24 protein-coding genes are annotated in these 25,217 nt (G+C 67.2%); 11 read left to right on the top strand and 13 right to left on the bottom strand.

Annotation, left to right across the window (positions count from 1 at the left end):
* Positions 1-29: 29 nt before the first annotated feature.
* The 3 genes from QYL93_RS07030 to QYL93_RS07020 all read left to right on the top strand — a co-directional run bounded on the left by QYL93_RS07030 (position 30) and on the right by QYL93_RS07020 (position 4,099).
* On the top strand, positions 30-833 hold the full coding sequence (locus tag QYL93_RS07030) for a CHASE2 domain-containing protein (protein ID WP_305742984.1): 804 nt from the start codon (positions 30-32) through the stop codon (positions 831-833).
* Between the two features lie 192 nt (positions 834-1,025).
* A complete protein-coding gene (locus QYL93_RS07025) occupies positions 1,026-2,936 on the top strand; it encodes a LodA/GoxA family CTQ-dependent oxidase (protein ID WP_305742983.1) in 1,911 nt (636 codons plus the stop codon).
* Positions 2,937-2,947: 11 nt separating this feature from the next.
* Complete coding sequence (locus QYL93_RS07020) at positions 2,948-4,099, top strand: tryptophan 7-halogenase (protein ID WP_305742982.1); 1,152 nt, start codon at positions 2,948-2,950, stop codon at positions 4,097-4,099.
* Between the two features lie 7 nt (positions 4,100-4,106).
* Here QYL93_RS07020 and QYL93_RS07015 read toward each other — a convergent pair whose 3' ends face one another.
* The 4 genes from QYL93_RS07015 to QYL93_RS07000 form a co-directional block, all read right to left on the bottom strand.
* Entirely contained in the window at positions 4,107-4,874 is a 768-nt protein-coding gene (locus QYL93_RS07015) for a DJ-1/PfpI family protein (RefSeq protein WP_305742981.1), read from the bottom strand.
* A 1-nt stretch (position 4,875) separates the two neighbouring features.
* Positions 4,876-5,352 carry a hypothetical protein gene (locus QYL93_RS07010; protein WP_305742980.1) on the bottom strand — a complete coding sequence of 159 codons (477 nt, stop codon included), beginning with the start codon at positions 5,350-5,352 and terminating at the stop codon, positions 4,876-4,878.
* A gap of 203 nt (positions 5,353-5,555) precedes the next feature.
* Positions 5,556-7,115 (bottom strand): tyrosinase family protein, encoded by a 1,560-nt coding sequence (locus tag QYL93_RS07005; RefSeq protein ID WP_305742979.1) that lies wholly within the window; start codon positions 7,113-7,115, stop codon positions 5,556-5,558.
* Positions 7,116-7,169: 54 nt separating this feature from the next.
* The gene (locus QYL93_RS07000; RefSeq protein ID WP_305742978.1) at positions 7,170-9,209 is read right to left on the bottom strand and encodes a multicopper oxidase family protein; all 2,040 of its coding nucleotides are present in this window, start codon (positions 9,207-9,209) and stop codon (positions 7,170-7,172) included.
* Positions 9,210-9,595: 386 nt separating this feature from the next.
* On the opposite strand from QYL93_RS07000, the gene QYL93_RS06995 reads away from it, so the two are divergent.
* On the top strand, positions 9,596-10,138 hold the full coding sequence (locus QYL93_RS06995) for a hypothetical protein (RefSeq protein WP_305742977.1): 543 nt from the start codon (positions 9,596-9,598) through the stop codon (positions 10,136-10,138).
* A 75-nt stretch (positions 10,139-10,213) separates the two neighbouring features.
* On the opposite strand, the gene QYL93_RS06990 is transcribed toward QYL93_RS06995, so the two are convergent.
* Positions 10,214-11,167, bottom strand: coding sequence for an aldo/keto reductase (locus tag QYL93_RS06990; RefSeq protein ID WP_305742976.1), 954 nt, complete (start codon positions 11,165-11,167; stop codon positions 10,214-10,216).
* A gap of 335 nt (positions 11,168-11,502) precedes the next feature.
* Here QYL93_RS06990 and QYL93_RS06985 point away from each other — a divergent pair, with 335 nt between their 5' ends.
* Positions 11,503-12,516: a hypothetical protein gene (locus QYL93_RS06985; RefSeq protein WP_305742975.1), complete on the top strand. Its 1,014-nt coding sequence runs from the start codon at positions 11,503-11,505 to the stop codon at positions 12,514-12,516.
* Here the strand turns inward: QYL93_RS06985 and QYL93_RS06980 are convergent.
* Together QYL93_RS06980 and QYL93_RS06975 are read right to left on the bottom strand one after the other, a co-directional pair.
* Positions 12,504-13,100, bottom strand: a complete 597-nt coding sequence (locus tag QYL93_RS06980; protein ID WP_305742974.1) for a chromate transporter — start codon at positions 13,098-13,100, stop codon at positions 12,504-12,506. The genes QYL93_RS06985 and QYL93_RS06980 overlap by 13 nt on opposite strands.
* The gene (locus QYL93_RS06975) at positions 13,097-13,699 is read right to left on the bottom strand and encodes a chromate transporter (protein WP_305742973.1); all 603 of its coding nucleotides are present in this window, start codon (positions 13,697-13,699) and stop codon (positions 13,097-13,099) included. The genes QYL93_RS06980 and QYL93_RS06975 overlap by 4 nt, the downstream gene beginning before the upstream one ends.
* Positions 13,700-13,805: 106 nt before the next feature.
* Between QYL93_RS06975 and QYL93_RS06970 the strand changes: the two genes are divergently transcribed.
* The 4 genes from QYL93_RS06970 (at position 13,806) to QYL93_RS06955 (ending at position 18,118) form a co-directional block, all read left to right on the top strand.
* Entirely contained in the window at positions 13,806-14,651 is an 846-nt protein-coding gene (locus QYL93_RS06970) for a fumarylacetoacetate hydrolase family protein (RefSeq protein WP_305742972.1), read from the top strand.
* A gap of 83 nt (positions 14,652-14,734) precedes the next feature.
* Positions 14,735-16,654, top strand: a complete 1,920-nt coding sequence (locus tag QYL93_RS06965; protein ID WP_305742971.1) for an adenylate/guanylate cyclase domain-containing protein — start codon at positions 14,735-14,737, stop codon at positions 16,652-16,654.
* A gap of 16 nt (positions 16,655-16,670) precedes the next feature.
* Positions 16,671-17,189 (top strand): SH3 domain-containing protein, encoded by a 519-nt coding sequence (locus QYL93_RS06960; protein WP_305742970.1) that lies wholly within the window; start codon positions 16,671-16,673, stop codon positions 17,187-17,189.
* Entirely contained in the window at positions 17,186-18,118 is a 933-nt protein-coding gene (locus QYL93_RS06955) for a M48 family metalloprotease (RefSeq protein WP_305742969.1), read from the top strand. The genes QYL93_RS06960 and QYL93_RS06955 overlap by 4 nt, the downstream gene beginning before the upstream one ends.
* Positions 18,119-18,206: 88 nt before the next feature.
* Here the strand turns inward: QYL93_RS06955 and QYL93_RS06950 are convergent, their stop codons facing one another.
* Together QYL93_RS06950 and QYL93_RS06945 are read right to left on the bottom strand one after the other, a co-directional pair.
* Positions 18,207-18,491, bottom strand: coding sequence for a DUF6150 family protein (locus tag QYL93_RS06950; protein ID WP_057203270.1), 285 nt, complete (start codon positions 18,489-18,491; stop codon positions 18,207-18,209).
* Positions 18,492-18,666: 175 nt separating this feature from the next.
* Positions 18,667-19,284, bottom strand: a complete 618-nt coding sequence (locus QYL93_RS06945) for a hypothetical protein (RefSeq protein WP_305742968.1) — start codon at positions 19,282-19,284, stop codon at positions 18,667-18,669.
* 155 nt (positions 19,285-19,439) lie between these two features.
* On the opposite strand from QYL93_RS06945, the gene QYL93_RS06940 reads away from it, so the two are divergent.
* On the top strand, positions 19,440-20,807 hold the full coding sequence (locus QYL93_RS06940) for a sorbosone dehydrogenase family protein (RefSeq protein WP_305742967.1): 1,368 nt from the start codon (positions 19,440-19,442) through the stop codon (positions 20,805-20,807).
* 22 nt (positions 20,808-20,829) lie between these two features.
* Here QYL93_RS06940 and QYL93_RS06935 read toward each other — a convergent pair whose 3' ends face one another.
* From QYL93_RS06935 to QYL93_RS06920, 4 genes are all read right to left on the bottom strand, one after another.
* Positions 20,830-21,225 (bottom strand): cupin domain-containing protein, encoded by a 396-nt coding sequence (locus QYL93_RS06935; RefSeq protein ID WP_305742966.1) that lies wholly within the window; start codon positions 21,223-21,225, stop codon positions 20,830-20,832.
* 17 nt (positions 21,226-21,242) lie between these two features.
* Entirely contained in the window at positions 21,243-22,283 is a 1,041-nt protein-coding gene (locus tag QYL93_RS06930) for a phytanoyl-CoA dioxygenase family protein (RefSeq protein ID WP_305742965.1), read from the bottom strand.
* An 86-nt stretch (positions 22,284-22,369) separates the two neighbouring features.
* Positions 22,370-23,362 carry a tripartite tricarboxylate transporter substrate-binding protein gene (locus QYL93_RS06925; RefSeq protein ID WP_305742964.1) on the bottom strand — a complete coding sequence of 331 codons (993 nt, stop codon included), beginning with the start codon at positions 23,360-23,362 and terminating at the stop codon, positions 22,370-22,372.
* Between the two features lie 26 nt (positions 23,363-23,388).
* A complete protein-coding gene (locus QYL93_RS06920) occupies positions 23,389-24,069 on the bottom strand; it encodes a DJ-1/PfpI family protein (protein ID WP_305742963.1) in 681 nt (226 codons plus the stop codon).
* Positions 24,070-24,174: 105 nt separating this feature from the next.
* Between QYL93_RS06920 and QYL93_RS06915 the strand changes: the two genes are divergently transcribed.
* Positions 24,175-25,191 (top strand): GlxA family transcriptional regulator, encoded by a 1,017-nt coding sequence (locus tag QYL93_RS06915; RefSeq protein WP_305742962.1) that lies wholly within the window; start codon positions 24,175-24,177, stop codon positions 25,189-25,191.
* The last annotated feature ends 26 nt before the right edge of the window (positions 25,192-25,217 follow it).

The following is a 25,217-nucleotide window of genomic DNA, read 5'->3' as shown; positions in this document are numbered from 1 at the left end:
TCGCGCAATGCTCAAGGCAGGCTGGTGTGATGCAAAGCGCTGGATTTGTCTTTTTCCTTCTTGCGGTGGGCGTGCTGGCCAGTCCGTCTTCCGCGTTGTGCGCCAGCATGGAGAGGGGCAAATCTCCTGCGTTTGAATTCGTCGCGGTCACCGATGCCGACATTGCCCATTTCGGTGATTTTCCATTCTCCCGGTCCATTTCAGCCACCGTGGTTCAACGCCTGGTGCAGGTGGGGGCCAAAGCCATCGTCTACAAATTCTTTGTGGACGAGCGAAGGGATGGCGATGGGCAATTGGCTGCCGGGTTCTCCCAAATTCCCACGTACCTGCAGATGAACCTGGCCCGTGTGACAGAGGGTGCCGATGGTTTGATGCATGCATCGGCCGTAGGCCCCCACACAGCCTTGGCCTCGGTAGCGACACAGACCGGGTTCGTTCACCAGCGCGAGGCCGGTATGGGCGAATTCGTCGAGACGCAGGCGCAGATCGATGGGCGCAACATTGCGAGCCTCAGCTTGCTGGCCGCGCAGGAGATTGTGGGCGAGAAGGCTGTAGTGACTTCGTCGGCACTCGGGCTGGGAGCAAGGAAGTTTTCTCTCAATGCGCGCTCGCAGGCGTACTGCCCGTACGCGCATATCCCGGTGCCGACGGCGCACCCGTTCCGCGCTGTGATCGATGGTTCGAACGGCTTTCTTGCCCGTTTCAAGGACAAAGTGGTCGTCATTGGGTACATGGCGTCGAACACGCCCCGGGTGGCGCTTGGCGGCGAAGCGCCACTTCCTGTGCACGTGGTATTCCTCAAGCAGGTGGCCTGCCTGGTTTCCAGGCCTTAGCCCTGTGGATTCCGCAGGAAACACAGCTGCGCTCGGGCACACCTTTTTTCTTCACCCCCTCGCTTGAATCGGTGGTTCAGACAAGCGTTTGCGCTGTGCCTGGGGTGCTTGCCCAGCCTTGCCATTAATAAGAAGACACCAGGCAAACCTGTGTATATCCTGCGCCCCAATCAACCAGAGAGGGGGCTGCTGATGGTCACGGACAACAAGGTGGTGCGGGCTGCGATCCATCCGGGAATCGGCGTGGCGCGCGTGGGCAACAGCCCCGACGGTTTCTACTTCGGCCCCGAGGTGCTGCAGCCAGCACCGCTGCCGCCGGGCGCGCTGCGCGATGGCGGGCATGGCCCGCTCAAGCGCCAGGCGGCGCGTTTTCGGGTCTATGGCTACAACGCTGCCGGAGAGGTGGTCAAGGAGCTGACCTGCGCCGATGCCCGCATCGAGTGGGAGGTTGAGCTGGCCAACGGCAAGGCTGCCTGGTACCAGTTCCAGATCGCGCTGGACGTGCCCGAGGCCGCATCGGCCGACCCGAGTGAGTTGCGCAACGCCACCGTCAAGGACCGCGCCAGCCTGACGATACGGCCCGGGGCGCGCAAGGTTCAGGGCGCGTCGCAGCAGGGGCCTGCCCATTGCTTCGACAGCGGCAGCTTTTGCGGCACACCGGTGTACCTGGGCGAGCTGCGCACCGATGACGCCGGGCGCCTGCTCGTGCTGGGCGGGCGTGGCCACTCGGCATCGAGCGACGGCAAACCCGCAACAACCTTTGCCAACAACGATGGCTGGCACGACGACACCTCCGACGGGCCGGTGCGGGCCACGGTGGTGATCGATGGTGAGTCGATCCCCGTGGACAGCGCCTGGGTGGTCGTGGCTCCTCCCAACTACGGGCCCGAGCTCAAGTCCGTACGCACGATGAAGGACCTGCTGGAGGACGTGTACGTGCGCTCGGGTATGCGCGGGTTTCCCGCAGAAGTCTCGTTCGCCCGCCACATCCTGCCCATCCTGGTCCGCCAGAGCGGCCTGCAGTGGGCGAACCAGGGGTTTGCCGCGCAGTTCGGCTGGGGCGGTGCGGCCAGCGCGGACAACCAGGCCTGGATTGCCAGGCTGAACAGCCCGCTCGACACCTGGCGCGAGCTGCGCCAGCAGGTCGCCAACGCCTTTCGCCGCTTCGAGCGCGATGGCGCGTCGCCCCAGCCCTGGCCCTGGCTCTACGGCGATGCGATGGCCGTGCCGCCGGCCGCCACACCGCGCCAGCACGCCGCGCTCACCGACACTCAGCTGCGCATGCTCGACCTGTGGGCGGCGGGCGACTTCGCTGCCGACTGGGACCCTGCGCTGAAGGCGCCCGCCCTCCTCGATGAGGTGCCGCTGGCCGAGCAGCCGGGCATGCTGGACGAAGCCGCCATGGATGCCTGCCTGGCCGACGCGTTTCACCCCGGTTGCGAGATCACCTGGCCCATGCGCCACGCCAGCCTGTACCGCGCGCCTTTCCGGATCCGCGAGGCGGCCCCGGACGAGCCAGCAATCCAGGCGGGTGCCCAGTTGACGCCCGAGATCGCGCTGGCTGTGGGCGGGCCCCTGTATGCCCAGGCCCCGGGCGACCTCACCCGCTGGATGGCCGTGCCCTGGCAGACCGACAGCGCCAGTTGCCGCAGTGGCTACTACGCGGGCTACGGGCCGCGCTACGACCCCTATGTGCCCACCTTCTGGCCCGCGCGGGTGCCCAACCAGGTGCTGTCCGAAGAGGCCTATCAGCGCGTTCTCGACAGCAGCCTGCCGCGCGAGGAGCGGCTGGCTGCGTTCCATGGCCGCGAGTCGTGGTTCCGCACCCTGGGCAGTGGCGGCTACCTGAGTGAGATCAACCGCATGATCTCCAGCTTCGGCGACATGGGGGTGGTGGAACTGCGCCCCGGGGTGGCGGACAGCGCGGACTTCCCCCCGGTCATGCAGGTCGAGAACCGCATTGCGCCAGCCCCCGCCGCAGCGGCTGGCCTGGCGGCGGTGGCCGGCACGGCCCGGGCGCGCAGAGAGCCGCGCATCGAGCCCTTCGACGAGCACAACGAAGCGCAGCTGCAGCGCGCCGCCGGGTCGCAGCCCGTTCGATAGCGCCAGACCCGATGCAGAAGTTCGGGCCCACGGCCCAGGAGCTGGACGTGCTGGTGTTGGGGGCCGGGCCCGCCGGGGCCACTGCTGCGGCCTGCCTGGCGCCGCATTGCCGTGTGGCGCTGGTGGGCGGCCGGGCGGTGCATGCCGGGCCGGCCATCGGCGAATCGCTGCCTGCCTCGGCCCGGACCGCCCTGGCCGACCTGGGCGTCTGGCAGATCTTCCAGTCCGAGGGGCACCTGCCGGCCTGGACCCGGCAATCGCTGTGGGGCAGCGATCAGCCCAGCATGCAGGACGCGATCTTCGACCCACACGGCCATGGCTGGCACCTGGACCGGCCGCGCTTCGACGCGATGCTGCGCACGCTGGCGCGGGAGCGGGGCGCGCACCTCACTCACCCTGCCGAAGTGCGCCGCCTGCATTGCGCACCCGAGGGCGGCCGCTACCCGTGGCACTGCGAAATGAAAACAGCGGATGGCCCATGGATGGTGCGCTGCCGCTTCGTGGTCGACGCCACGGGCCGGTCAGCGCGCGTTGTGCGCCAGGCAGGCGCCCAACTGCAGCGCCAGGACAGGCTGGTGTGCCTGCACACCTGGGTGCAGGGCGGGGCGGATGTGCCAGCCGGCAGCACCCTCATCGAGGCAGCGGCCGACGGCTGGTGGTACAGCGCCGACCTTCCGGGCGGCACGCGCGTCATCGCCTGGCATGGCGATGGCGACCTGGCCTCGGTGCAGGGCTGCCGCACAGCGGGCGATCTGCTCGAACGCGCCCGGCGCACCCAACTGATCGGCCGGCACTGCCCACCGGCGGCCCAGGCGCTGGTGCCGCTGCGCGCCGCGCCCGCCAATGGGCAGTGGCCCTCGCAGGCGGCGGGCAGCCATTGGCTGGCCGTGGGCGATGCCTCCCTGGCCTTCGATCCCCTGGCCTCGCAGGGTCTGCTGCATGGGCTGGTCACGGGCCAGATGGGGGCGCTGGTCGTGCGCGAGCACCTGGGCGGAAACATGCAGGCCCTGCCGGCCTGGAACCGGCAGCTGCAAGAGGTCGCCCAGGCCTACCGGGACAACCGTGCGCGCTACTACGCCATGGAGCAGCGTTGGCCGAACGAGCCCTTCTGGCAGCGCCGGTCAGCGCAGCAACCAGCCGGTGTGGCCAGTGCCATGCATTGACGCCGGTTCACGAAGACGACGAAGGAACCGCAGCCTGCTGCGGGTAGAAGATGGGCTGCAACGGATCGCGGTGCCAGTCGTATTCGGCGGCAATCGCCGCCGCTTCGGCCGCGGCGCGGCCGGCCAGGCGTGCCACCAGGTGCCAGGCCATGTCGGTGCCGGCAGAGACGCCGGCCGAGGTGACATAGCGGCCCGCATCCACCCAGCGCGCCACGTTGTCCCACAGCACCGCCGGGCCGAAGCCCGCCACCCAGCCGAAGGCCTGGTGGTTGGTGGCAGCCGGCCGGCCATCGAGCAGGTCCGCGCGCGCCAGAACGGCTGCACCGGTGCAGACCGAGGTCATCAGCGCCACGCGTTGGTCCATGGCCTGCACCCAGGCCACCAGCGCCTGCACGGCGGCGGTGTCCGGGTCCAGCAGCAGGCTGCCGACGCCCTGGCCGCCCGGCACCATCAGCAGGTCCAGCGGCTCGGTGAGCGCATCGTCGCGGAACAGGTCGGGCGCCACGCGCGGGCCCTTGTAGCTGCGCACGGGGGCGGGCTGTGTGCTGCTGCCTGCCGTGGCCCGGCATTCGTTGGAGATCAGCACGATCTCGAAGGGGCAGGCCGGTGGCTGCGCATAGGAGGTGCCGACGAAGCGGGCGATGGAGAAGGCTTCGACGAAGCCCCACACGTCCAGCGGCTCGAAATCCGGAAAGACCAGGATCCCGATGCGCTGGGTGCGGGGAAAGGCGGTGGTTGGGGTTGCGGCGGCGGTGGTGCTGGTGCTGGTGGTCATGTCAGTCGGTGAGTTCGATGCTGATCTCGGCGCGCCCGCCTTCGAGCGGGCTGCTGCCGGTGCGAAAGGCCAACTGCAGGCACACGGGCTGGCCGAGGTGCAGCAGGTGGGCATACCCTGCCAGAGACACCCGAAAGCGCTGGCTGCGCCGGGGCTCGGCGGCGGTGAAGGCGCGCAGGGGATGGACCGCAAAGCGGGTGATCTCCCGTGGCGTGGGCGGGCCGCCTGCCAGCAGCGAGGCCACCAACTGCCCGCGGGCCGGGCGCGGTGGCTCGAAGGCGTGCAGCACGATCACCACGCGCTGGCGGCCATCCTGCAGCGCTTGCAGGTCGGCCGGCACAGGGCTGACGCACACCCTGGCAGGCACTGCCGCCGTTGCGGTGCCAGTTGCCCCGGCTATGGGTATGGCAGCCATGGCCTGCGGTGAGCCTGTCAGGGCGGCTGCCAGCAGGGCGATGGCGGGTGATCGGTAGGCCACGGTGTTCCTGAACGGGGCCTGTATGCCCTGGTAGTGCGGTGTCAGAGGCTGGGAGTTTTTTGGCCGTGACCGAAGGGCACGCTAAAACGCCTCGGGTCTAGGCGCAAAGCACAGCCATAGCTCGGGCTATGGCGAGCATTTGCAACGACGAGCCGGGGCGTTTTGGCGTGCAAGGCGGGCATGGACGAAAGATTCTCAGCCTCTCAGATGAACGCGATTTCGACCGAGGCGGGCACCACGGTACCGACCTCGGCCGCTGGGGTGCCGGCAAACGGCAGCGCCACCAGCTGCACCGTGATGGTATTGCCCTGCAGGCCTTGTGTCTGTGACAGCCTGCGCAGCGTTTCGGTCAGGTTGACCATGGCCGAGGGCTGGCGGCCCGCATGCCCCGAGCCTGCGCCATGCGCTGCATGGTCGCCATGGCCCGCAGGGCCGGCCGGTGCACGGCCGCCGTGCTTGAGAAAGCTCAGCGTGGTCACAAAGTGCGGGTCGGTCACCGGCACATCGGGCCCCACGGTGTCGCGGTTGACGAAGACGCGGATGGCGCGCACGTTGTCGGCGATGTGGATGTCGGAGATCAGGGCCACCACCTCGCGCGGCCCGGGCGCTGCCGGCGCGGGCGCCGCAGCCTGCAGCGGCGCCAGGTTGCGCGCTTCGAGTTGGAACGGCACCCCGCGCGAGGTGGCCGCCGTGGCGGCCGCCATGTCCACCTTCTTCAGGCGCAGGGGCTGGGCAATGGCGGCGGGGTTGAACAGCGCGGCCATGTTCGCCCGGCGCTGCGCATCCACGGGCTTGCTGTCGGGCTGCGGCATGTTGTCGTAGGTGTAGCCCAGCGCCGTGGTGCTCAGCAGGTCGCTCACCTTCTTCGTGTGGAACTTGCCGTTGGGTGCGATGTAGTTATTGGTGAAGGGCATGTTGAGCCACAGCGGATCGGTCGAGTTCTGGCGGCCCAGCGCGTTCCACGAGGCCCAGATGCGGTCGATGTTGCCGTGGTGCATCATGAAGATGGGGTCGCGTGGCGAGTTCGAATTGGGCATGAAGGCGCCGATGTTGTTGTGCACGTTGTTGTGCGGCGTGCTCTCCAATATGCCCTGGTTGCCACCCCCCATGGGCACCCACTTGGGGTCGAGGTTGTTCTGCACGATGAGCTTTTGCTTGTTGCTGCGGTCCACCGAGCGGCTGGTGCCGAAAGCCTCGTAGTTGGTCTCTTCGTAGATCCTGCGGATCACGTCCGGCCCCACGAGTTCATCGGTCAGCGCGTTGTCGCCCGTGAGCGGGTTGCGCAGGGTGGAGGGGTCGCCCTTGCCGGGCACATACAGGGGGTTGGGCTTGCCTTTGTAAGTGGGGTCGGTGAAGGCCGCCGGCAGCTCGCGCAGAGCCGTCCAGTCCCAGTAGGGCATGGCGAAGTCCGGGTTGCTGGTGAGGCTTGCCGCCGTTTTTTCGTACATCTCGACGAAGCCGCGGTGCCACGGCAGAAAGTACCAGTCGCCGTGCGGGCAGTATTTGAAGTTGTTCGCGTCGCCGTGCTGGTTGGCAAACCCGACCCAGCTCACGCGGGTGTTGGGCGAGCGCGAGCGCATGATGCCCACGAAGTCGCGGTAGGTCGCCAGGTCCGGGTCGTCCAGGGCCATGGTGTTGACGCAGCGGCGCGTGCGCAGTGCCGTGGCGGCCACGGCCTGCCACAGGCCGGGCACCAGGCCCGAAAAGCTGGTGATGGCGCCTGCGGCGACGATGGTCTTCAGGGTGTTTCTCTTGTTGATCATGTCGGGTCCCTCATCTCTTTGTGCATTGGTGGACGGATGTGGCGGCAGCGCGTTTCAGTGGTGGCCCTTGCTGACGCCGCCCGACCCATCGGGCAGCGCCACCCTGAGGTGCTGCATCATTCCCTGGTCCTCATGGTCCAGGATGTGGCAGTGCAGCACGTAGTCACCGATGTAGCGCTGGTAGCGCGTGCGCACGATCAGCGTGTACTTGCCGTTGGGCTGGGCCTTGGTGGCGCTGTTCTTCACCCACAGCGTGTCCTTCCACACGCCCTTGAGGCCGCGGTACTGCGGGTCCACGCTGCCGTCGTAGTCATCGACGGCATCGGGCAGGGACACGTCCTTGCCGTTCGGGTCGAGGATCTTCACGATCTGGAACGGGTTCACGTGGATGTGGAAGGGATGGCTCACGAAATCGGACTGCAGCGTCCACTCGTCCACGCCGCCCAGGGTCAGCACGCGGTCGATGCGCGTCGGATCGAAAGGCTTGCCGTTGACCTGGAACTGGATGGGCGTGGTGTTGAGGTCGATGTTGAAGGCCAGGGCCTGCGTACCGGTCACCTCCTTGTCCTGCACCGTCGGGTGGGGCACGAAGCTGGTGAGCTTGAGGCCATCCTTGAGGTCAGCGATGACCTTGGCGCGCACGTCGGCGGGCAGGTTGGTGGCCGCCGCCGCTGCGAGCTCGGTGGCCAGGTAGGCAGAAATGTCCTGCGGCACGGCATTGCCGGGCGCCACTTTGTTGACAGTGCCCAGCAACTGGCGCGATGGCGCAGCCTGGTTCACGCTGGCCGAGGCGGGGGAGGCGGTGTCGATCACGCAATAGTCGCCGGCTTCGGGGAACACCATCAGCGTGTCCCAGCGGTAGGCCGGCTGGTAGACCGTCTGCGTGCTGCGCATTGCGACGGCCGTGGTCAGGCCGTCGGCCGCGATCAGGTGCTGCGCCAGCGGGGTGCCGGTGCAGTTCTCTGCGATATAGGCGTCGTGCTCGCTGGCGCGCAGGCCCTGTGCGCTGCGGGCGCCGGCCCGCAGCTTGCGGAATTCGAGGTTGATGGTGTCGCGCACACCGCCGTGGATGGTGCGCCAGCGTTCGATCTGCCCCGCTCTGGCGCCTTCGAAGCTGGGCAGTACCAGCCCGTTGATGCTGGTATAGCGCCCCGATGCCGGCCAGGTGCCGGGGCCGAACTGGGCCTGGTCCTGGCTGTCCACGGCGGCATAGTGCTCGATGGTACCGACGTCGCCGACGTCGCAGCGGTAGCTTTTGTCGGGGTTGAGCTTGATGCGGTTGTTCTGGTCGCGGCAGGCATACTGGATCTGCTGCAGCACCAGCACCCGCTCCCTGAAGGCCTGGCGCGGCGTGGGCCGCAGCAGGGTGTCCACATCGCCCGTCTGCGTGGGGGTGGGCGGCCGGTCGCCGCGGATGACGAGAGCGCCGGCCATGCCGCTGGCCACCTGCAGCGCGGTGGAGCCGTGGCGGTGCGTGTGGTACCAGAACGTGCCCGAGGGATGGTCCGAGGGGATGTTGTACTCGTACTCGAAGCTCACGCCCGGGTTGATGGAGATCAGCACGTTGTCGCCGTTGCCGGCGGGGTTGACCCACAGGCCGTGCGTGTGCAGGTTGGTGCCGTTGAAGCAGTGCGGCGTGTTCACCCCGCCGCTGAACGTGGTGCAGCTCGGGTCGGCCGGCAGCTGGTTGTTCAGGCGCACGCGGATGGTGTCGCCGGGGCGGATGTCCAGCATGGGCGAGATGAACGGCACATCCGGGTTCATGCGCGTGCCCTGGTAGCTGCGCAGGTGCACCTGGTCGAAGCGCTGCTCTGCGGGGTTCCAGATCTTGCCGTCGGAGTAGACGACGTTGAGGTCCAGCGACGCCTCGTGCGACAGCGCCGGCTGCGTGGCCTGGCGGGCGGCCAGCAGGCCGGGCGAGCGCAGTGCCTTGCGCTTGAGCTCCAGCAGGGGTGGGTTGTCCACCCGCCTTGAGGTGTTGGCTGTCTGGGCCTGCACTGGCAGTGCGCAGGCGCAGGTGATGGCAGCGGCAGTGGCTGTGGCGATGGCGGCCTGCGGCAAGGCCGCGCGCAGGGTCCGAAGCGTGCGTTGCATGGTGTTCCCCTCTCTCTGTGTGTGACGGGCCAATGCACCCAGGCTGTTTGGTGGTACAGCTCTCTCGGGGTGCGGCGGCAGTATCAGAGGCACTCGCGCAACGGGTCAACGAAACTTTTACCAGTGCGGGCAGCGCGGGCACTCACTGCGTGCGGCCATGCGGTTGGGGCGCCTGCCGCCGTGTCTTCATAGGGCCGTCCGCCCCTTGCGAGCATTGCGTTTCGACCTGCAAGGGACCGGTATGGTGTGGCTACGTTCTGTAGCACTTTTGCAGGGCCGCACCCGCGCTTGCCGGATTTGTTGCGGCATTCTTGCGGCAATGCGCAAGGGGGCGATTTGCCAATCTCCTCTTTGCCCCATCCCCTTGTCCTGTATGAAAGGCCTGCATGCCCGCAACGATCTCCGGCACCGATGCCGTCGTCACGATCCTCAACCGTGCGTTCAATGACCAATCTCCTTCGTTCAATGTCTACGCGAACCAGGTGACTGCTGCCAACGAATGGGGCGCAGGTGCTTTCGCGAAGTCATTTGGCTCTGCCTTCACAGGCCTGACGGAAGACCAGCTTTCCACCAAGCTGTTGAACAATCTGGGGGTGCTGCCCGATACCGGCCTGCAGATCGCCGTCAGGGACTACCTGGTGGCGGTGGGCAAGGCCAGCGCAGGCATCGTGGGGATGCAACTGGGCCAGATACTTTCGGGCCTGGAGCAGGCCACCGGCGACCAGGCCATCTACCGCAATGCAGCCGTTGCGTGGAACAAGGAACTGGCGGATTCGCATGCCCACTCGATCGACCCCGCCAACCGGAACGACTCGCCCATCACGAATGCCGTGGCTTCTGCCTATCTCGTGAACTCCACCAGCACCGACGGGGATGGCAGTGGCGTTGAACTGACCGGCCTGGGCATTGCGGTCTCGGCGATTTTTTAAGGATGGGCCTATCCAGCACCTCTACGCCTGCAAGTGGCTGGTGCTGGAGAAGCCGCACCACCGGGTCCGGGTAACTCACTCGGCGCTGGCAGCGCCCAGCGTGGCCAAGGCCTCGGCATCCAGCGTGAGCTGGCTGGCCTTGACCAGGTCCTGCAATTGCGCCAGCGAGGTGGCGCTGGCAATCGGCGCGGTGATGCCCGGCTGCACGATCTGCCAGGCCACCGCGACCTGACCGGGCGTGGCGCCAATGCGGGCCGCCACGGTGTCCAGCGCGCCCAGGATGCGCAGGCCGCGTTCATTGAGGTACTTGGCCGTGGTGTTCTTGCCGCGGGCGCTCTTGGCGGCATCGGCCTCGGTTCGGTACTTGCCGGTCAAAAAGCCGGCGGCCAGCGCATAGAAATTGATCACGCCCACGCCTTGCTCCACGCACAGCGGCTGCAGTTCCTTTTCGAACACCGCGCGGTCGTACAGGTTGAACAGCGGCTGCAGGCTCTCGTAGCGGCCCAGGCCCAGGCGTTCGCTGGTCTGCAGGGATTCGGCCAGGCGTGCCGCCGTGAAGTTGGAGGCGCCGATGGCGCGCACCTTGCCGGCCTTGATCAGGTCGCTGTAGGCGCCCAGCGTGTCGGCCAGCGGCACCGTCGCATCGTCGTCGTGCGACTGGTAGAGGTCGATGTGGTCGGTCTGCAGGCGCGTGAGCGATGCATCCACCGCCTGGCGGATGTATTCGGGGCGCAGGCCCACCTTGCCGTCGCCCATGTCCTTGCCGACCTTGGTGGCCAGCACGATGCGGTTGCGCTTGCCATTCTGCTTGAGCCAGCGGCCGATCACGGCCTCGGACTCACCGCCCGTGTGGCCCGGTGCCCAGCGCGAGTACACGTCGGCCGTGTCGACGAAGTTGAAGCCGGCGTCCACCCAGGCGTCGAGCAGCCGGAACGAGGTGGCTTCGTCGGCCGTCCAGCCGAAGACGTTGCCGCCAAAGCACAGGGGGGAGACTTGCAGGCCCGAGCGGCCCAGGGGACGGAGATTCATGGAGCGAGGTTCCTTGGCTTGGGATGGGAGCGGAGCGCTTGCGCAGACGAGGCAGGCTGCAGTATTGTTGCTGGTTTTGGCGTGGGGTGCAGGAGGCGCAGGACTCCGTTACCGCCCCACGCCGGCCGATCATGGTGGAGCGCAATGACAGCGCGTGATTTTGTTCACGGCGCAGGCGGCGGCAGCCATCACAGCCTATGGACTCGCGCACCTTTGGACGAGACACTTCGCCCAGCCTGCCATGCATCCCCCAACGCGCAGGCGCTGGTTTCCGGCCTACCGGGGTCCAGGCAAGCCGTTCGGGGTTCCTTCTTCCCGTCACTACAGGAGAGTTCATGATGCGATCCACAATCAGTCACTTTGCAGCGCTGGCCATCGGCGTGTCGGTTGCCGCCACCGCCCAGGCGCAGCCATCGGTGCGGCCGTCCAGCTTCGGCGCGACCGGCCAATGGCTGGAAAGCAGCTTCCCGGCCCTTTTCCCGCCCGGAGCCGGGCAGGATGGCGTGGCCGCTCCCTACACCTATCGGTTCTACCCATCCGTGGGCAACGCCTTCGCGTTCAGCGGGGGCCGGTTTTTGGTGGCCAGCCAGACCCAGACCGCAGGGCAGATCGTGGACCTGACCGCGAGCCTCTGCCAGCTCAATGCGGCGGTGTGCGAGACCGTGCCCCTGAACCCGGCGCCCTCGGGCGCTGCGTCGGAGTGCTTCAACCCGGTGCTGTTGCAGCAGGGAACGACCTACCGTTGGGACTGGCAGTCCAGTGACGGCGCCGTGCAGTTCAGCACCGAGGGGCGCATCAATGGCCCAGCCAGTTTTGCGGGGCAGACGGGCGTGATCGAAACCGAGCGCACCGTGTCGGTGGGCCGGGCCGGGGCGCCCCCATTCACCTCCCGCGTGCGGGAGTACGAAAGCGTGGAGAACACGCCGCAGGGGCCCGTACTGCTGCGCTACGGAAGCATCGTGCTCATGGACGTGCCCTTGGCAGGTACCCGAACCACGATCGTAAACACCCCGGTGAACCGGATCCGCGATTTTTCGTTGGCCGTGAACGAGAGCTACACCTTGAACGAGGTGCGGCAAACCACCATGGAAATACCCGGATTGCCAACCCAGACGAGCACCGTCCGCGAAGCGCAGACCTTTACCTACCGAGGCCAGGAAAGCGTCACAGTACCGGCCGGTACCTATACGGCCTGCAAGTTCGAATGGACGAATGGCGCACGCCGGTCGGCCGGATGGACGGCCAAGGGCAGCGGCCTGCCCCTGGTGATCACCGGCGACGATGGCGCAGGCAACCCGATCACGCTGTACATCAAGTCCAGCTCGCACATCAACGGTCAGCCCATATAGCCCAGGGCACCGAGGAGCGCGCCCGCGCCCAGCATCCACAGCAGGTGCAGGCGCGTCTTCCACACCAGCAGCATGGTCACCACCGTCACCAGCCACAGCGGCCAGGCGTTGGCCAGGCCGCCATGGGCCTGGGCCAGCACCCAGGTGGTGGCCAGCAGCAGGCCGATGACCACCGGCACCATGCCTTGCTTGAAGGCGCGCACGCCGCGCCGTTCGCGGTTGCGGTGGCCCCAGCGCGTGGCCAGCCAGGTCAGCAGGCTGCTGGGCAGCATCACCCCCAGCATGCACAGCGCCATGCCCAGGGCACCGAGGGCCCAGCCCAGCGGGCCCGCACCCCCGGCGTTCAGCCCCACGTTCCAGCCCAGCAGGGCGATGAAGAGCACATTCGGCCCGGGGGCCGCCTGGGCGATGGCGATGGAGGCGTTGAACTGCGGGTCGGTCAGCCAGGTCTGCTTTTCCACGAGAAAGCGGTGCATGTCGGGCGCGGTGGCGATGGCGCCGCCCACGGCCAGCAGCGACAACGACATGTAGTACAGGAACAGCTGCAGCCAGTCGGCCCAGCCCAGGCTGATGGTGGCGGTCATGGTGCGAGCTTTCGCCAGGTGAGCAGGCAGGCCGCGCCGCCCAGGATCGGCAGCGTCCACATCAATGGCCAGCGCAGCACGGCCATGGCCACCACCGTGAGCACCGTGACCACCGAGCACACCGCCGGCCCGAGCGGGTGGGTGCGCAGCGTGGCCGAGAGCTTGAGGCCCGTGCCCGCGATCAGCCCGGCCGCCACCGCGCCCATGCCACGCAGGGCGCCGGCCACGGCCGGGTGGCTGGCGAACTGGGCATATACCACGGCCAGCGACAGCACCAGCATGAGTGGAAACAGCAGCATGCCGGCCAGCGCCGCCAGCGCGCCGCGCCAGCCGAAATACCGGTCGCCGATGGTGATGGAGAGGTTGACCACGTTGGGGCCCGGCATGATCTGCGCCACGGCCCATTCCTCGACGAACTCCTCGTTCGTCATCCAGCGCTTGCGCTCGACAAGCTCGCGCTGCACCACGGCCAGCACGCCGCCAAAGCCCTGCAGCGCCAGCCAGGTGAAGGACCAGAACAGGTCGGTGCAGTTGCGCGGGGCGGGGCGCGGCTCTGCCGGTAGCGGCTGTATGGGGGAGGGCGGGGTGGCAGGGGCCATGGAAAGCTGGGCAGGGGCAGGGCGCCATCGCGGCGCTACCCCGTGATGTTAAACGTCTCGCAGATGGGTATGCTGGCGCCTTCCCGCATCCTGAACCATTCCCGACATGAAACTCCTCCGTTACGGACAACCCGGCGCCGAGCGCCCCGGCCTGCTCGACGCCCAAGGCGTGCTGCGCGACCTGTCGATGCTGCTGACCGACCTGGGGCCCGCCCAGCTCAACCCGCGAACCCTTGCAGCCCTGGCCGCCGTCGACGCCACGCGCCTGCCGGCGGTGGAAGGCGCGCCGCGCCTGGGCTGCCCTGTGGGCGGTGTGGGCAAGATCGTCTGCGTGGGCCTGAACTACGCCGACCATGCGGCCGAGGCCGGCATGCAGGCGCCGGCCGAGCCGGTGCTGTTCATGAAGGCCGTCACCTCGCTGAGCGGCCCGAACGATGAAGTGCGCATTCCGCCCGGCTCGCTCAAGACCGACTGGGAGGTGGAACTGGGCATGGTCATCGGCACCCGCGCCAGCCATGTGGACGAGGCAGCCGCGCTGCAGCACGTGGCGGGCTATGTGCTGGCCAACGACGTGTCCGAGCGTTCTTACCAGATCGAGCGCGGCGGCCAGTGGGTCAAGGGCAAGAGCTACGACACCTTCGCCCCCATCGGCCCCTGGCTGGTGACGCCCGACGAGGTGGCCGACCCGCATGCGCTGGACCTGTGGCTCGAAGTCAACGGCCAGCGCGTGCAGAACGGCAACACGCGCAACTTCATTTTCGGCCTGCCCCAGGTGATCGCGTACATCAGCCAGTTCATGACGCTGGAGCCCGGCGACATCGTGCTCACCGGCACGCCCGCCGGCGTGGGCCTGGGCCAGAAGCCCGCGCCCTGGTTCCTCAAGCCCGGCGACGTGGTGCGCCTGGGCGCGACGGGGCTGGGCGAGCAGCGGCAGGTCTGCGCGGGCGGCTGATGGACTTGGGGGAGTAGGGGGCGCACAACGCGCAGGGTAGATGCGCTTGCCGCCAGCGAAGCCGGGCGTGGATACTCTGGCCTGTGCCGTCCGCCCCTTCCCACCATGCCTCGACCGTACTCACCCGGTTGCGCCAGCGCTTTGGCCGCCGTGCGCTGTATGCCGTGCTGTGCCTCATGCTCTGCGCGCTGGCGCTGTTCGAGGTGACCACCTGGCACAAGCTCGATGCCCTCGACAACCGGGTGGGGGATGCGCTGCTGCGCTGGCATGCGGACAGCCGCGCGCCGCCGGACGACGTGGTGCTGATCGACATTGACCAGCCTTCGCTGATGGACCCGCAGATGTTCGACATCGCGGGCAAGTGGGTCTGGCCGCGCGTGATCCATGCCGAGCTGATCAATGCGCTGGTGGCACAGCAGCCGCGCGCCATCGTGCTGGATCTGTTCCTGTCGCAGCCCGACCGCTTTCGTCCCGAAAACGACGCAGAACTGGCGAAGGCGCTGGCTTTCGAGCGCGCCTTTGTTCCCATGCTCCTCATGGAGGGGGCGGAGCAGAAGGCGCCTCTGTCCATGGCGCCGCCGGTCATGGGCATACGGGCGCTGGAGCATGCCGATCCGAAGGCCAGCTACGGCATCGAGGCGCCGTTGGCCCTGCCTCCCGACGCCTGGCGCACGGGCTACATCAACTTCATCAAGGACCGCGATGGTATCGGCCGCCATACCGAATTGGGCCGCGATGTCGATGGCTGGTGGATACCGCACATGATCGGGCGGGTGGCCGATGCACTGCAACTGCCCAAACCCAAGCAGCCGGGTTTCCGGTTGAACTGGTACGGTACAGAGTTCACACGCATTCCCTACGCCAAGGCCTATCTGGCTACCCAGATGGAGGGCGGCAAACTGCCTTTCGACCCCCATGGCAAGATCATCGTGATCGGTGCCACGGCCAGCGGAATTTTCGACTTCGTTCCCACGCCGTTCGATGCCACCACCCCTGGCCCCTTTGTTTTGGCAACTGGAATAGCCAACCTGCAGAACAATGACTGGTTGCGCGAGGCCCCGGTTTGGGCAAATCCGGCCCTGGTGCTGGTATTGATCTGCACTCTTGCGGTGGCCTTTGTTGTTCGCATGTCACCCATCTGGGTGATTACGGGCTATGCCGCGCTGGTGGCTGCGGCCATTGGGGTCAGTCTGCTGGTGTTGCAGCAGGCCCATGTGTATTGGATGCCAGTGTCCACGCTGGTACTGGGGGCCGTGGCTTTGCTGGCCTTCGGCCTGCTGTCCTCGCGGCTGGAGATGGGGCAACGGCGCCACGTGCAGGCCATGTTCTCCCGCTTCGTGGACCCGCGCATCGTGCAGGACCTGTCTGAAACCGTGGCCCAGGCCGAGGTTTCCGCCAGCCGTGAAATCACGCTGCTGTTCTCCGACATCCGGGGCTTCACCAGCCTGTCGGAGCACCGAAAGCCCGAGGAGATCGTGAACATCCTCAACCGCTACTTCGAGATGCAGGTCGAGGTGATCTTTCGCTACCAGGGCACCCTGGACAAATTCATCGGCGACGCCATCATGGCCTTCTGGGGGGCGCCCATTGCCCAGCCCAACCATGCCATCCTGGCGGTGGAGGCGGCCCTGGGCATGGCCGATGCGCTGCAGCGCTTTGCCGACGACATGGCGCGTGAAGACCCGACCGCCAAATTCGACATCGGCATCGGTGTGCACACGGGGTCGGCCGTGGTCGGATTCCTGGGCACTTCCCGCCGGCTGGACTACACCGCAATCGGCGATGCCGTCAACCTGTGCAGCCGCATCGAAGGTTGCACAAAAGGGATAGCCCGGGTTTTGGTTTCCGAGTCGACAAGGGCACAATGCGGGGAAACATTTGTTTTCATTGACCGTGGCGATTTCGAGGTAAAGGGTCGCGACCAGGCGGTGCGGCTTTTCGAGCCGCAGCGCCGTTCGTCAGTGGGGGAATCGGCACCCGCCGCCTCCCCGGTTTTGACATAGAGAGAGGAGAAGGAAAGTGAACACATCATTCGTAGGCCTTTTGAAAGGCCTCCTGATTGCGCTGCTGCTGGGGCTGGGTCTCGGTGCGCACGCTCAACAGCTGGAAGTCACCACCCCCACCGAGCTGCGCGCCACGCCGGCTACAAATGGCAAGGTAGTAACAAGGCTGGTCAAGGGCAGCAAGCTCGAACAGATCGAAGCGCAGGTTGGCTGGATCAAGGTGAAGTTCGGTGAACTGGAAGGCTGGGTGCGCCTGAACTTCGTGAAAGCCATGGAAGCTGCCGCGCCATCCGCTGCTCCGTCCAATCCAGGTACGAACCTGGCAGGCTTGTTCTCCCCACGCAGCAATGCGCCTACTGCGTCCACCGGCACCAAGGGACTCACCAAGGAACAGATCGCCAACGCCCAGCCGAATCCGGCTGAAATGGCACAACTCGAGAAGTACGCCATCAACATGGGCCAGGCCGAGCAGTTTGCTCGCAGCGGCAAGGTCGTGGCGCAGAAGATTGACGCTTACACCGGAGCAGAAAAATGAAACTCCAACGCTTGAAGGCCGCCGCGCTGGTGCTGGCTGCCGTCGTATTGCTGACCGGTTGTGAAACCATGCCTGCTGCTGGCGGCGCACCCGGCGGGCTGGGGGCCATCTCCTCCGTACTGGGTGGTGGCTCCGGCGGCGGCTCGCGTGCTGGCGGCGTCATGGACGTGATCCAGGGCGCGTCTGCTGCGTTCAAGGACTACTCGGCCGAAGAACAGCGCGCCATGGGCAATGACTTCGCGTCCGTGCTGCTGGGCGCCCGCCCGCTGCTGCGCAACGATGCAGTGCAGCGCTATGTGAGCCAGGTCGGCTGGTGGGTAGCCGCGCAGGCCGAAAAGCCCAAGGACAAGGATGGCAAGGACATCCAGTTCGCCTGGCGCTTTGGTGTGATCGATTCTGATGCGGTGAACGCCTACGCCACACCTGGCGGTTTCGTGTTCGTCACCGTTGGCCTGATGCGCCAGCTCAAGTCCGAGTCGGAGCTGGCCGGTGTGCTGGGCCATGAGATCGCCCACGTGACGCGCGGCCACTACCTGGCCGCCATCAAGAAGGGGGGCTTTGCCCAGGCTGCCGGCGGCGTGGTGCAGGCCCGCTCGGGCAACGCCATGGTGAGCTCGGCCATGGTGGGCCTGGTGCGCAATCTGTACACCAAGGGTCTGGACCAGTCGGACGAGTTCGATGCCGACCGCCAGGGCGTGCTCTACGCCGCCCGCGCTGGCTACGCACCCATTGGCCTGCCCACGGTGCTGAACATGTATGCAGCCACCGGTTCAGGCTCCAACCAGGCGTATGAAGTGCTGTTCTCGACCCATCCGGCCCCCAAGGACCGCCTGGAGAAACTGCAGCCGTTCATGTCCAGCAAGTTTGGCTCGGCCGCGAACGTGAGCAACGAGGCCCGCTACGACGCCATCAAGCGCCAGCTGCGTTGATGCCTGCAGGGCGGTGATGCCGCCCATGGCAAAAACCCCTGCCGTGCATTGCAAGGCAGGGGTTTTTCATTTCTGGCGTGGCAGCGGCTCAGCCCATCTTGCCCTTGAACCGGTTGCCCGCATCGCGCCAGCCCGCCTGCTCGGGCGTCTTGACCTGGAAGGCCTTGATGTCGGCCTGGCTCTCGAATTTCACCTTGAAGATCTTGAAGCTGGCCTGGGTAGCGTAGTCGACAAAGTACCAGGTGGTGTCCCCGCGGGCCTGCGGCTCGTAGGCCGCTTCGTACCAGCACAGGTCGGCCTGGCTTTCATGCGCCACTTCGCAGACGGTCGCATCGGCCTGGTGTTCGTACTTGGTGACCAGAATCTTCGCCATGGGGAGTTCCTCTTCATGCACTGGGGACGGGGCCAAAGGTCGCGCAGGCGGCATTGCCTTGTGTCGCCCGTGCAAGGTTATCCAAAAAACCGTGAAAAATTCCACGGAACCGACAGGCGTCACATCTGGACACCTTGTCGGTGAAATTTTGTCTTTTTTCAACGCACCGAAGTGGCTACTCCACCTGCGCTGTCTCCACGAAGATCAGCTCGCACGCATTCGCGCCCGAGTCCGCGCGGGTGAGCGAGCTGGTCCAGCGCCAGCCGCCGGGGTGCGTTACTTCCACCAACTGGCCGGTGATGCGGATGAACTGCCCCGTGCGCGCCTTTTTGAGCACCCGCTCCACGGCCGCGTTGGCCGGGATCAGGTGCATGTTGGCCGATGACTCGATGATCTCCTGCAGGGGGATCGGTGGCTGGTTGGACCAGGAATAGCGGTACCAGCGCCCGCCCTGGGTGATGTTCAGTGGCTCGTACACGGCAGGCTCGGCCATGCGCCGCCAACCCAGGGCCAGGTCCACGGGCGACAGATCAGCTTCGCGGCCAAAGGAGTATTCCTCACGCCCCAGCACCCGGGCGCGTATGGCGAACTGGGCCAGCGGTTTGACCTGGTACTCCTTCAGCGCAAAGGGGGCGGCGCTGGTGGAGGTCTGCTGCGGTACCTCGGCAAACACCTGCTGCGTGGTCGACTGGCCCTGCAGCCGCTTGTCCACCCGTCCCACGCGCAGCTTCTCGACGGCGAAAAAGCTGATGAGCAAAATGATCGCCAGCAGGACAACGGTCTTGAGTCTCATGGAAGGTTTTTGTGTGGGCCAATGCAGGAAGCTTGCGGAAATAAATGTAACTCGGGGCTGCGCATTTTGCGCAGTCGGCTGACAGGGCGCGCGCGCCCGGCCGTCCACACTGCACCCACCTCCCGCCACAAAGGCCACCTCAAAGGTCCATTGCCATGCCATTTCCCATTTCGCTGACATCGCGCCCCTGGGCGCTGCTCACAGGCACGGTGCTGGCCGCCAGCCTTGCAGCCTGCGGCGACACCGCCATCCTCTCGCCCGAGCAGGGCATGGGCAAGTCGCCCACCTTGCCGGCGCCGAACAAATCGCTGATTCCCACGCTGCACATCGCCCCTGCCAAAGGCTGGCCCGAGGGCACCATGCCCACTGCCAGCCTGCCGGGCCTGTCGGTCACGCCGCTGGCCACCGGGCTCGACCACCCGCGCTGGGTACTGGTGCTGCCCAATGGGGACGTGCTGGTGGCCGAGAGCCAGGCGCCGCCCAAGGGCGAGGGCGCCCCTTCGGGCGGTGTGCTCGGCGCCATCAAGGGCTGGGTCATGAAAACGGTGATGGGCAAGGCCGGCTCGGGCAAACGCCCCTCGGCCAACCGCATCACGCTGCTGCGCGACGCCGATGGCGATGGCAAAGCCGAAACCAGGAACGTGTTTCTGCAGAACCTGAACTCGCCATTCGGCATGGCCCTGGTGGGCAATGAACTGTATGTGGCCAATGCCGATGCGGTCGTGCGCTTTCCCTATGAAGCGGGGCAGACCAGCATCACCGCCGCAGGCACCAAGCTGGTGGACCTGCCCGGCGGCCCCATCAACCACCACTGGACCAAGAACCTGATCGCCAGCGCCGACGGCAGCAAGCTCTACGTCACCGTGGGCTCCAACAGCAATGTCGGCGAGAACGGCATGCAGGCCGAAGAGGGCCGCGCCGCCATCTGGGAGGTGGATCGCGCCAGTGGCTCCCAGCGCATCTTCGCCAGCGGCCTGCGCAACCCCAACGGCCTGGGCTGGGCGCCCGGCACGGGCGCGCTGTGGACAGTGGTCAACGAGCGCGACGAGATCGGCAGCGACCTGGTGCCCGACTACCTCACCTCGGTCAAGGACGGCGCCTTCTACGGCTGGCCCTACAGCTACTACGGTCAGAACGTCGACGAGCGCGTGAAGCCGCCCCGGCCCGACCTGGTGGCCAAGGCCGTGTCGCCCGACTATGCACTGGGTTCGCACGTGGCCCCGCTGGGCCTGGCGTTTGCGCAAGGGCCGGCCCTGGCGCCGCAACTGGCCAGCGGCGCCTTCGTGGGCCAGCATGGCTCGTGGAACCGCAAGCCGCGCAGCGGCTACAAGGTGGTGTTCGTGCCGTTTGTCGATGGCCAGCCTTCGGGCCTGCCCATTGATGTGCTCGCGGGCTTTGTGAGCCCGGACGGCGATGCCTATGGCCGCCCGGTAGGCGTGGCGGTGGATGCGCGTGGCGGCTTGCTGGTGGCCGATGACGTGGGCAATGCCATCTGGCGCGTGGGGGTGGCCGCGCCCAGGTAGCGCCATGCAGGGGCCATGCTATTCAGGCGCCCACCGACTCGACCAGCTCGGTGGTGAATTCGCCGGGCATCACCACCTCCAGCATCTCCACGTCCTCGCTATGCCCCAGTTCCCGGTGCCGTATGCCGGGCGGCTGGTATACGCAGGAGCCGGCTTCGAGCCGCACCACGCCCTGGCCCTCGTATTCGAACTCGATCCACCCCTTGAGGATGTAGACGAGCTGGAACGTGGTGCGGTGCAGGTGCGGCTGGCTGGAGAACTCGGCCCCGCCTGCTGCGCGGATCACGTGGGCCACCACGCGGCCGTCGGTAGCGTGCTTGATGCCCAGATCGCGGTACTCGAAGAACGAGCGCAGGCCGCGCGCGAAGGTGGCGCTGGCGGCGTGCGTGGCCACGAAGGTGGAGGCGGTGGTGTCCATGGCGGGGTGTCTCCTTGTCAAAGCCAGGTGTCGTGGGTCGGCACCTCGGCGGGGAACATGTTGATGTACTGCACCAGGCGTGGCCGGGTTCCCCGGTTGGGGCTGGCACCGTGGGGCAGGGCCTGGTGCCAGATCACGAGATCGCCTGCGCCTGCGCCGACGGGCGTGGCACCCAGGGCCTGGAAGTCCTGGCGCCGCGGATCGGCGCCGGGCGGCAGGCGGGCCAGCCAGTCGCCCACCGTGCGGTGATAGCCGGGCACCACGGTGAGTGCCCCCTGCTCGGGTGGTGTGTCGGTGAGGTACAGGATGCCCTGGGTGCAGAATGGGATCGGCTGGACGAGGCTCACGTCCCAGTGCAGCCCTTGTGCACCGTAGGCATGGCCCGGGCGCTCGGGCACGTTGAAGCCGCAGCGGTCGGTGCTGCGCCACAGGTCGGCCGTGCCCCACAGCTGGGCGAAGGCCTTGTGGATGCGCAGGGAGCGGCGGTTCTTCTCGAAGGCCGGGTGCTGGAACCGCTGCAGCATGATGTTGCGGGGCGCTTTGGGGTACCAGGACTGCGGATCATGGGGCGTTGCGTCCACCGCATCCCACACCACCTGCGCTGCGGCCGCGCTGTCGGTCGCGGGCACGGCCTGCCGCACGACCACGTAGCCCTGCGTATCCCAGTGCGCCAGATCGGCGCCATCGAGCACGGGCGGCATGGCGTCGATCCGGGCATGCAGATCCAGAATGGCATCGGGTTGCGGGCCTCCATCGACCAGGGCCTGGATGTGTGCCACGGTGGCGGCATCGGGTGCACCCGCCGTGCGCACGATCCAGTCCTCGAAGCTGGCGAAGTCCGGGGCCTCTTGCAGCACGTACTGCATGCTCTGCTCCAGCCCCACGCCCAGCGCGGCCAGCACGATCTGGGTGCGGTGCGCTTCCTGCGGGCCAGCGCCAGCCCCTCCCTGGCGTGCCGCCATCCAGCTGGACCAGCAGCGCTTGAGGTAGGGTACCTGGAGGTCACCCCGTTCATGGGGCGGGCATAGAAGATCGGCGGGATGCAGGGCAGGGGACATGCAGGGACCAAAGACAGGTGGCGACGTTGTGGCACTCCTTTCTACCAGCCCGTGAAGATCCCTCCAAGCGATGGATGCGGCCTGTGCTATTGGGTCACGAACCCGCTCTGCGCCACCAGTGCTGCCAGGGCTTTCGATACCTGTGCCAGCCGCTGGGCCTGCTCGCCGGGTGTGCCTGCGGCCGGCGTCATGGCGTTGGCCTGCAGCTTGGCCACGACCTCGGGCAGGGCCACCACCTGGTTCAGCGCCGTGTTGTAGCGGGCCACGGTCGCTTCGTTCAAGCCTGCGGGGGCGTACAGGCCGAGGAAGTCGCTGGTTGCGTCCAGGCTGGCGAGGCCCGCCTGTGCGAACGAGGGCACGCCCGGCAGCAAGGGCGTCGTGCGGCTGACTGCCACGATGCGCAGCCGGCTTGCCTTCTGGTACTGCAGAAAATCCGAGATACCCGACACGCCGGCCGCGATCTGCCCAGCCAGCAGGTCCGTCACCATGGGGGTGGCGCCCCGGTAGGCCACGGGCACGATGTCGGCCTTGAGCTGGCGCGCCACTTCGCCGGCAATGAACTCTGGCGCACTGGCCGGGGCGGGCACGCCGATGCTGGCCTCGCTGCGGTGGGCGGCGAACCAGTTGCCCAGCTCCGCCAGATTCGCAGCCCCCGTCTTGGGGTGCACGGCCAGTGCCAACTCGAAGTTGGCCACGGCGCCCAGGGGCCGGAAGTCGGTGGCGGGCGCAAAGCCCGGTGCCTTCATGGTCAGCGGCACCATGGCCACGGTGTGCGTGTTGCTCATGAAGATGACGGAGCCGTCAGCAGGTGCCGCCTTGAGGGCCTGCGCCGCAATCTGCCCGCCCGCGCCGGGCTTGTTGTCCACGAGCACGGGCTGGCCCAGTTGCACGGCGAGCTTTTCAGCCACGATGCGTGCAGTGGTATCCGCCGGGCCGCCCGGCGGGTAGCCGACGAGCATGCGGATGGGGCCGCTGTAGGTTTGCGCAGAGGCGCCGGTGGCGACAGCCAGCAGCGGGAGCGCCAGCAGTGCGGCTTGCAGGCAGCGGCGGGTGCTGGAGAAGGGGCGTGGGTGGTTCATGATGTCCTCCGTTTGGGGGTGGGGCTTCAGGCCGCAGTGGTCGCTGCGTGCCGGGCCGTGAGCAAGGCGCGGCGCCGCTCGACGATGGGGTGCAGCCGGGCCCGGGCGGCCTGCACCATGGGCGCGGGCGCCTTGTGCGGCGAGCCCGTGTCGAACGGCGGCTCTGGGTCGTACTCGGCAAACAGCTGGATGCCCTGGGCCACTTCGGCGCTGCTGGCCAGCGCAATGGCCTGCAGCGCGCAGTCGATGCCCGAGGTCATGCCGGCACCCGTGATGCGGTTGCGGTCCACCACCACCCGTTCGTCGACCGGCGTGGCGCCCACCAGCGAGAGCAGCTCGTGCGATCCCCAGTGGCAGGTGGCCCGGTAGCCTTGCAGCAGGCCGGCCGCGCCCAGCACCAGCGGGCCGGTGCAGATGCCCACGATCCATTGCGCTCCCTGGGCCTGGCGTGCGAGGAATGCCAGGGTCTCCTCATCGCTCAGCAGCACCTCGATGCCCGGACCGCCGGGGACGACCAGCATGTTCAACTGGCCGCAGGTATCGAAGGACGCCGTGGGGCGGAATTCCCAGCCCAGCTCCGTGCGGACCGGGTCGGTGTGCTTCCATACCAGATTCAATTGCGCGCCGGGTATGCGCACCAGCAGGTCGGCGGGCGCGACGTAGTCGATGGCCGTGATGTCCGGAAATACAAGCATGCCGATGTTCATGGGGTTGGCTTTCGTGGGTGGAGGGAATGGCTCCACTGTAGGATCGGGCTGTTTGTCCGTCAGGACACAAGCACCACGATTTCTGCCAACTTGCTTTATCGCCCCATGGCCCACCCCGCGCACCAGGTCTGGTTTCTTGTGTTCGATCAGTTCCAGCTGCTCGACGTGAGCGGGCCACTGCAGGTGTTTGCCACGGCCAACGATGAGCTGCGGCTGGTAGGGCGGCCTGCGGTCTACGAGACCGCTGTCTATGGGCTCGAAGGTGGCGCGACATGCAGCTCCAGCGGGGTCGAAGTGCTCGCGCGGCCCTTGCCCAAGCGGCTGGCCAGAACCGTGCAGACCCTGGTGGTGCCTGGAGGACCCGGAGTGTTCCGGCCGGCGACCCCGTCGTGCAAAGCGGCAGACACGCCTGCGGCTGCCGCCCTGGCGCGGTGGATCCAGCGGGCGTCACCGCGCATCGAACGGCTGGCATCGGTGTGCACCGGCGCTTTCGTGCTGGCGCACGCCGGCGTGCTCGATGGGGCGGGGGCGGTGACCCACTGGGCCGCCTGCGAGCAGCTGTCGTCCCGCTTTCCGGCGATTGCGGTGCAGCCCGATGCGATCTACTTCCGCCAGGGGCGGGTGTGGACCTCGGCCGGGGTCACGGCCGGCATCGACATGGCCCTGGGCATGGTCGAGGCCGACCTGGGCCGCGACATCGTAATGGCTGTGGCCAAGAAGCTGGTGGTGTTCTACAAGCGGCCCGGCGGGCAGTCGCAGTTCAGCAGCGCGCTGCTGGAGCAGACGGCCGGCGACGAGCGCATCACGCGGCTGCATGCGTGGATTGCCGAGCACCTGCGCTCCGACCTCAGCGTGGCGCGCATGGCCGACCAGATGGGCATGACCCTGCGTACCTTTGCGCGCTTTTACACCGCGCACACGGGGACCACGCCCGCCCATGCGGTCGAGCGCATCCGCCTGGAGAAGGCCTGCCGCCTGATCGAGGCGCACCGGCACAGCAACAAGGCGGTTGCAGTGCAGTGCGGTTTCAATTCGGAAGAGGTGATGCGCAGGGCGTTCATGCGCCACCTGAATGTGTCGCCCAAGGGCTACCGCGAGCGGTTTGCGGCGGCTGACGCGTGATGGCCGCAAGGATGGGTAGTGCCCAG

The organism is Acidovorax sp. A1169 (assembly GCF_030704685.1).
GTDB lineage: Bacteria > Pseudomonadota > Gammaproteobacteria > Burkholderiales > Burkholderiaceae_C > Acidovorax.
This window is presented reverse-complemented; position numbering and strand designations above follow the sequence as displayed.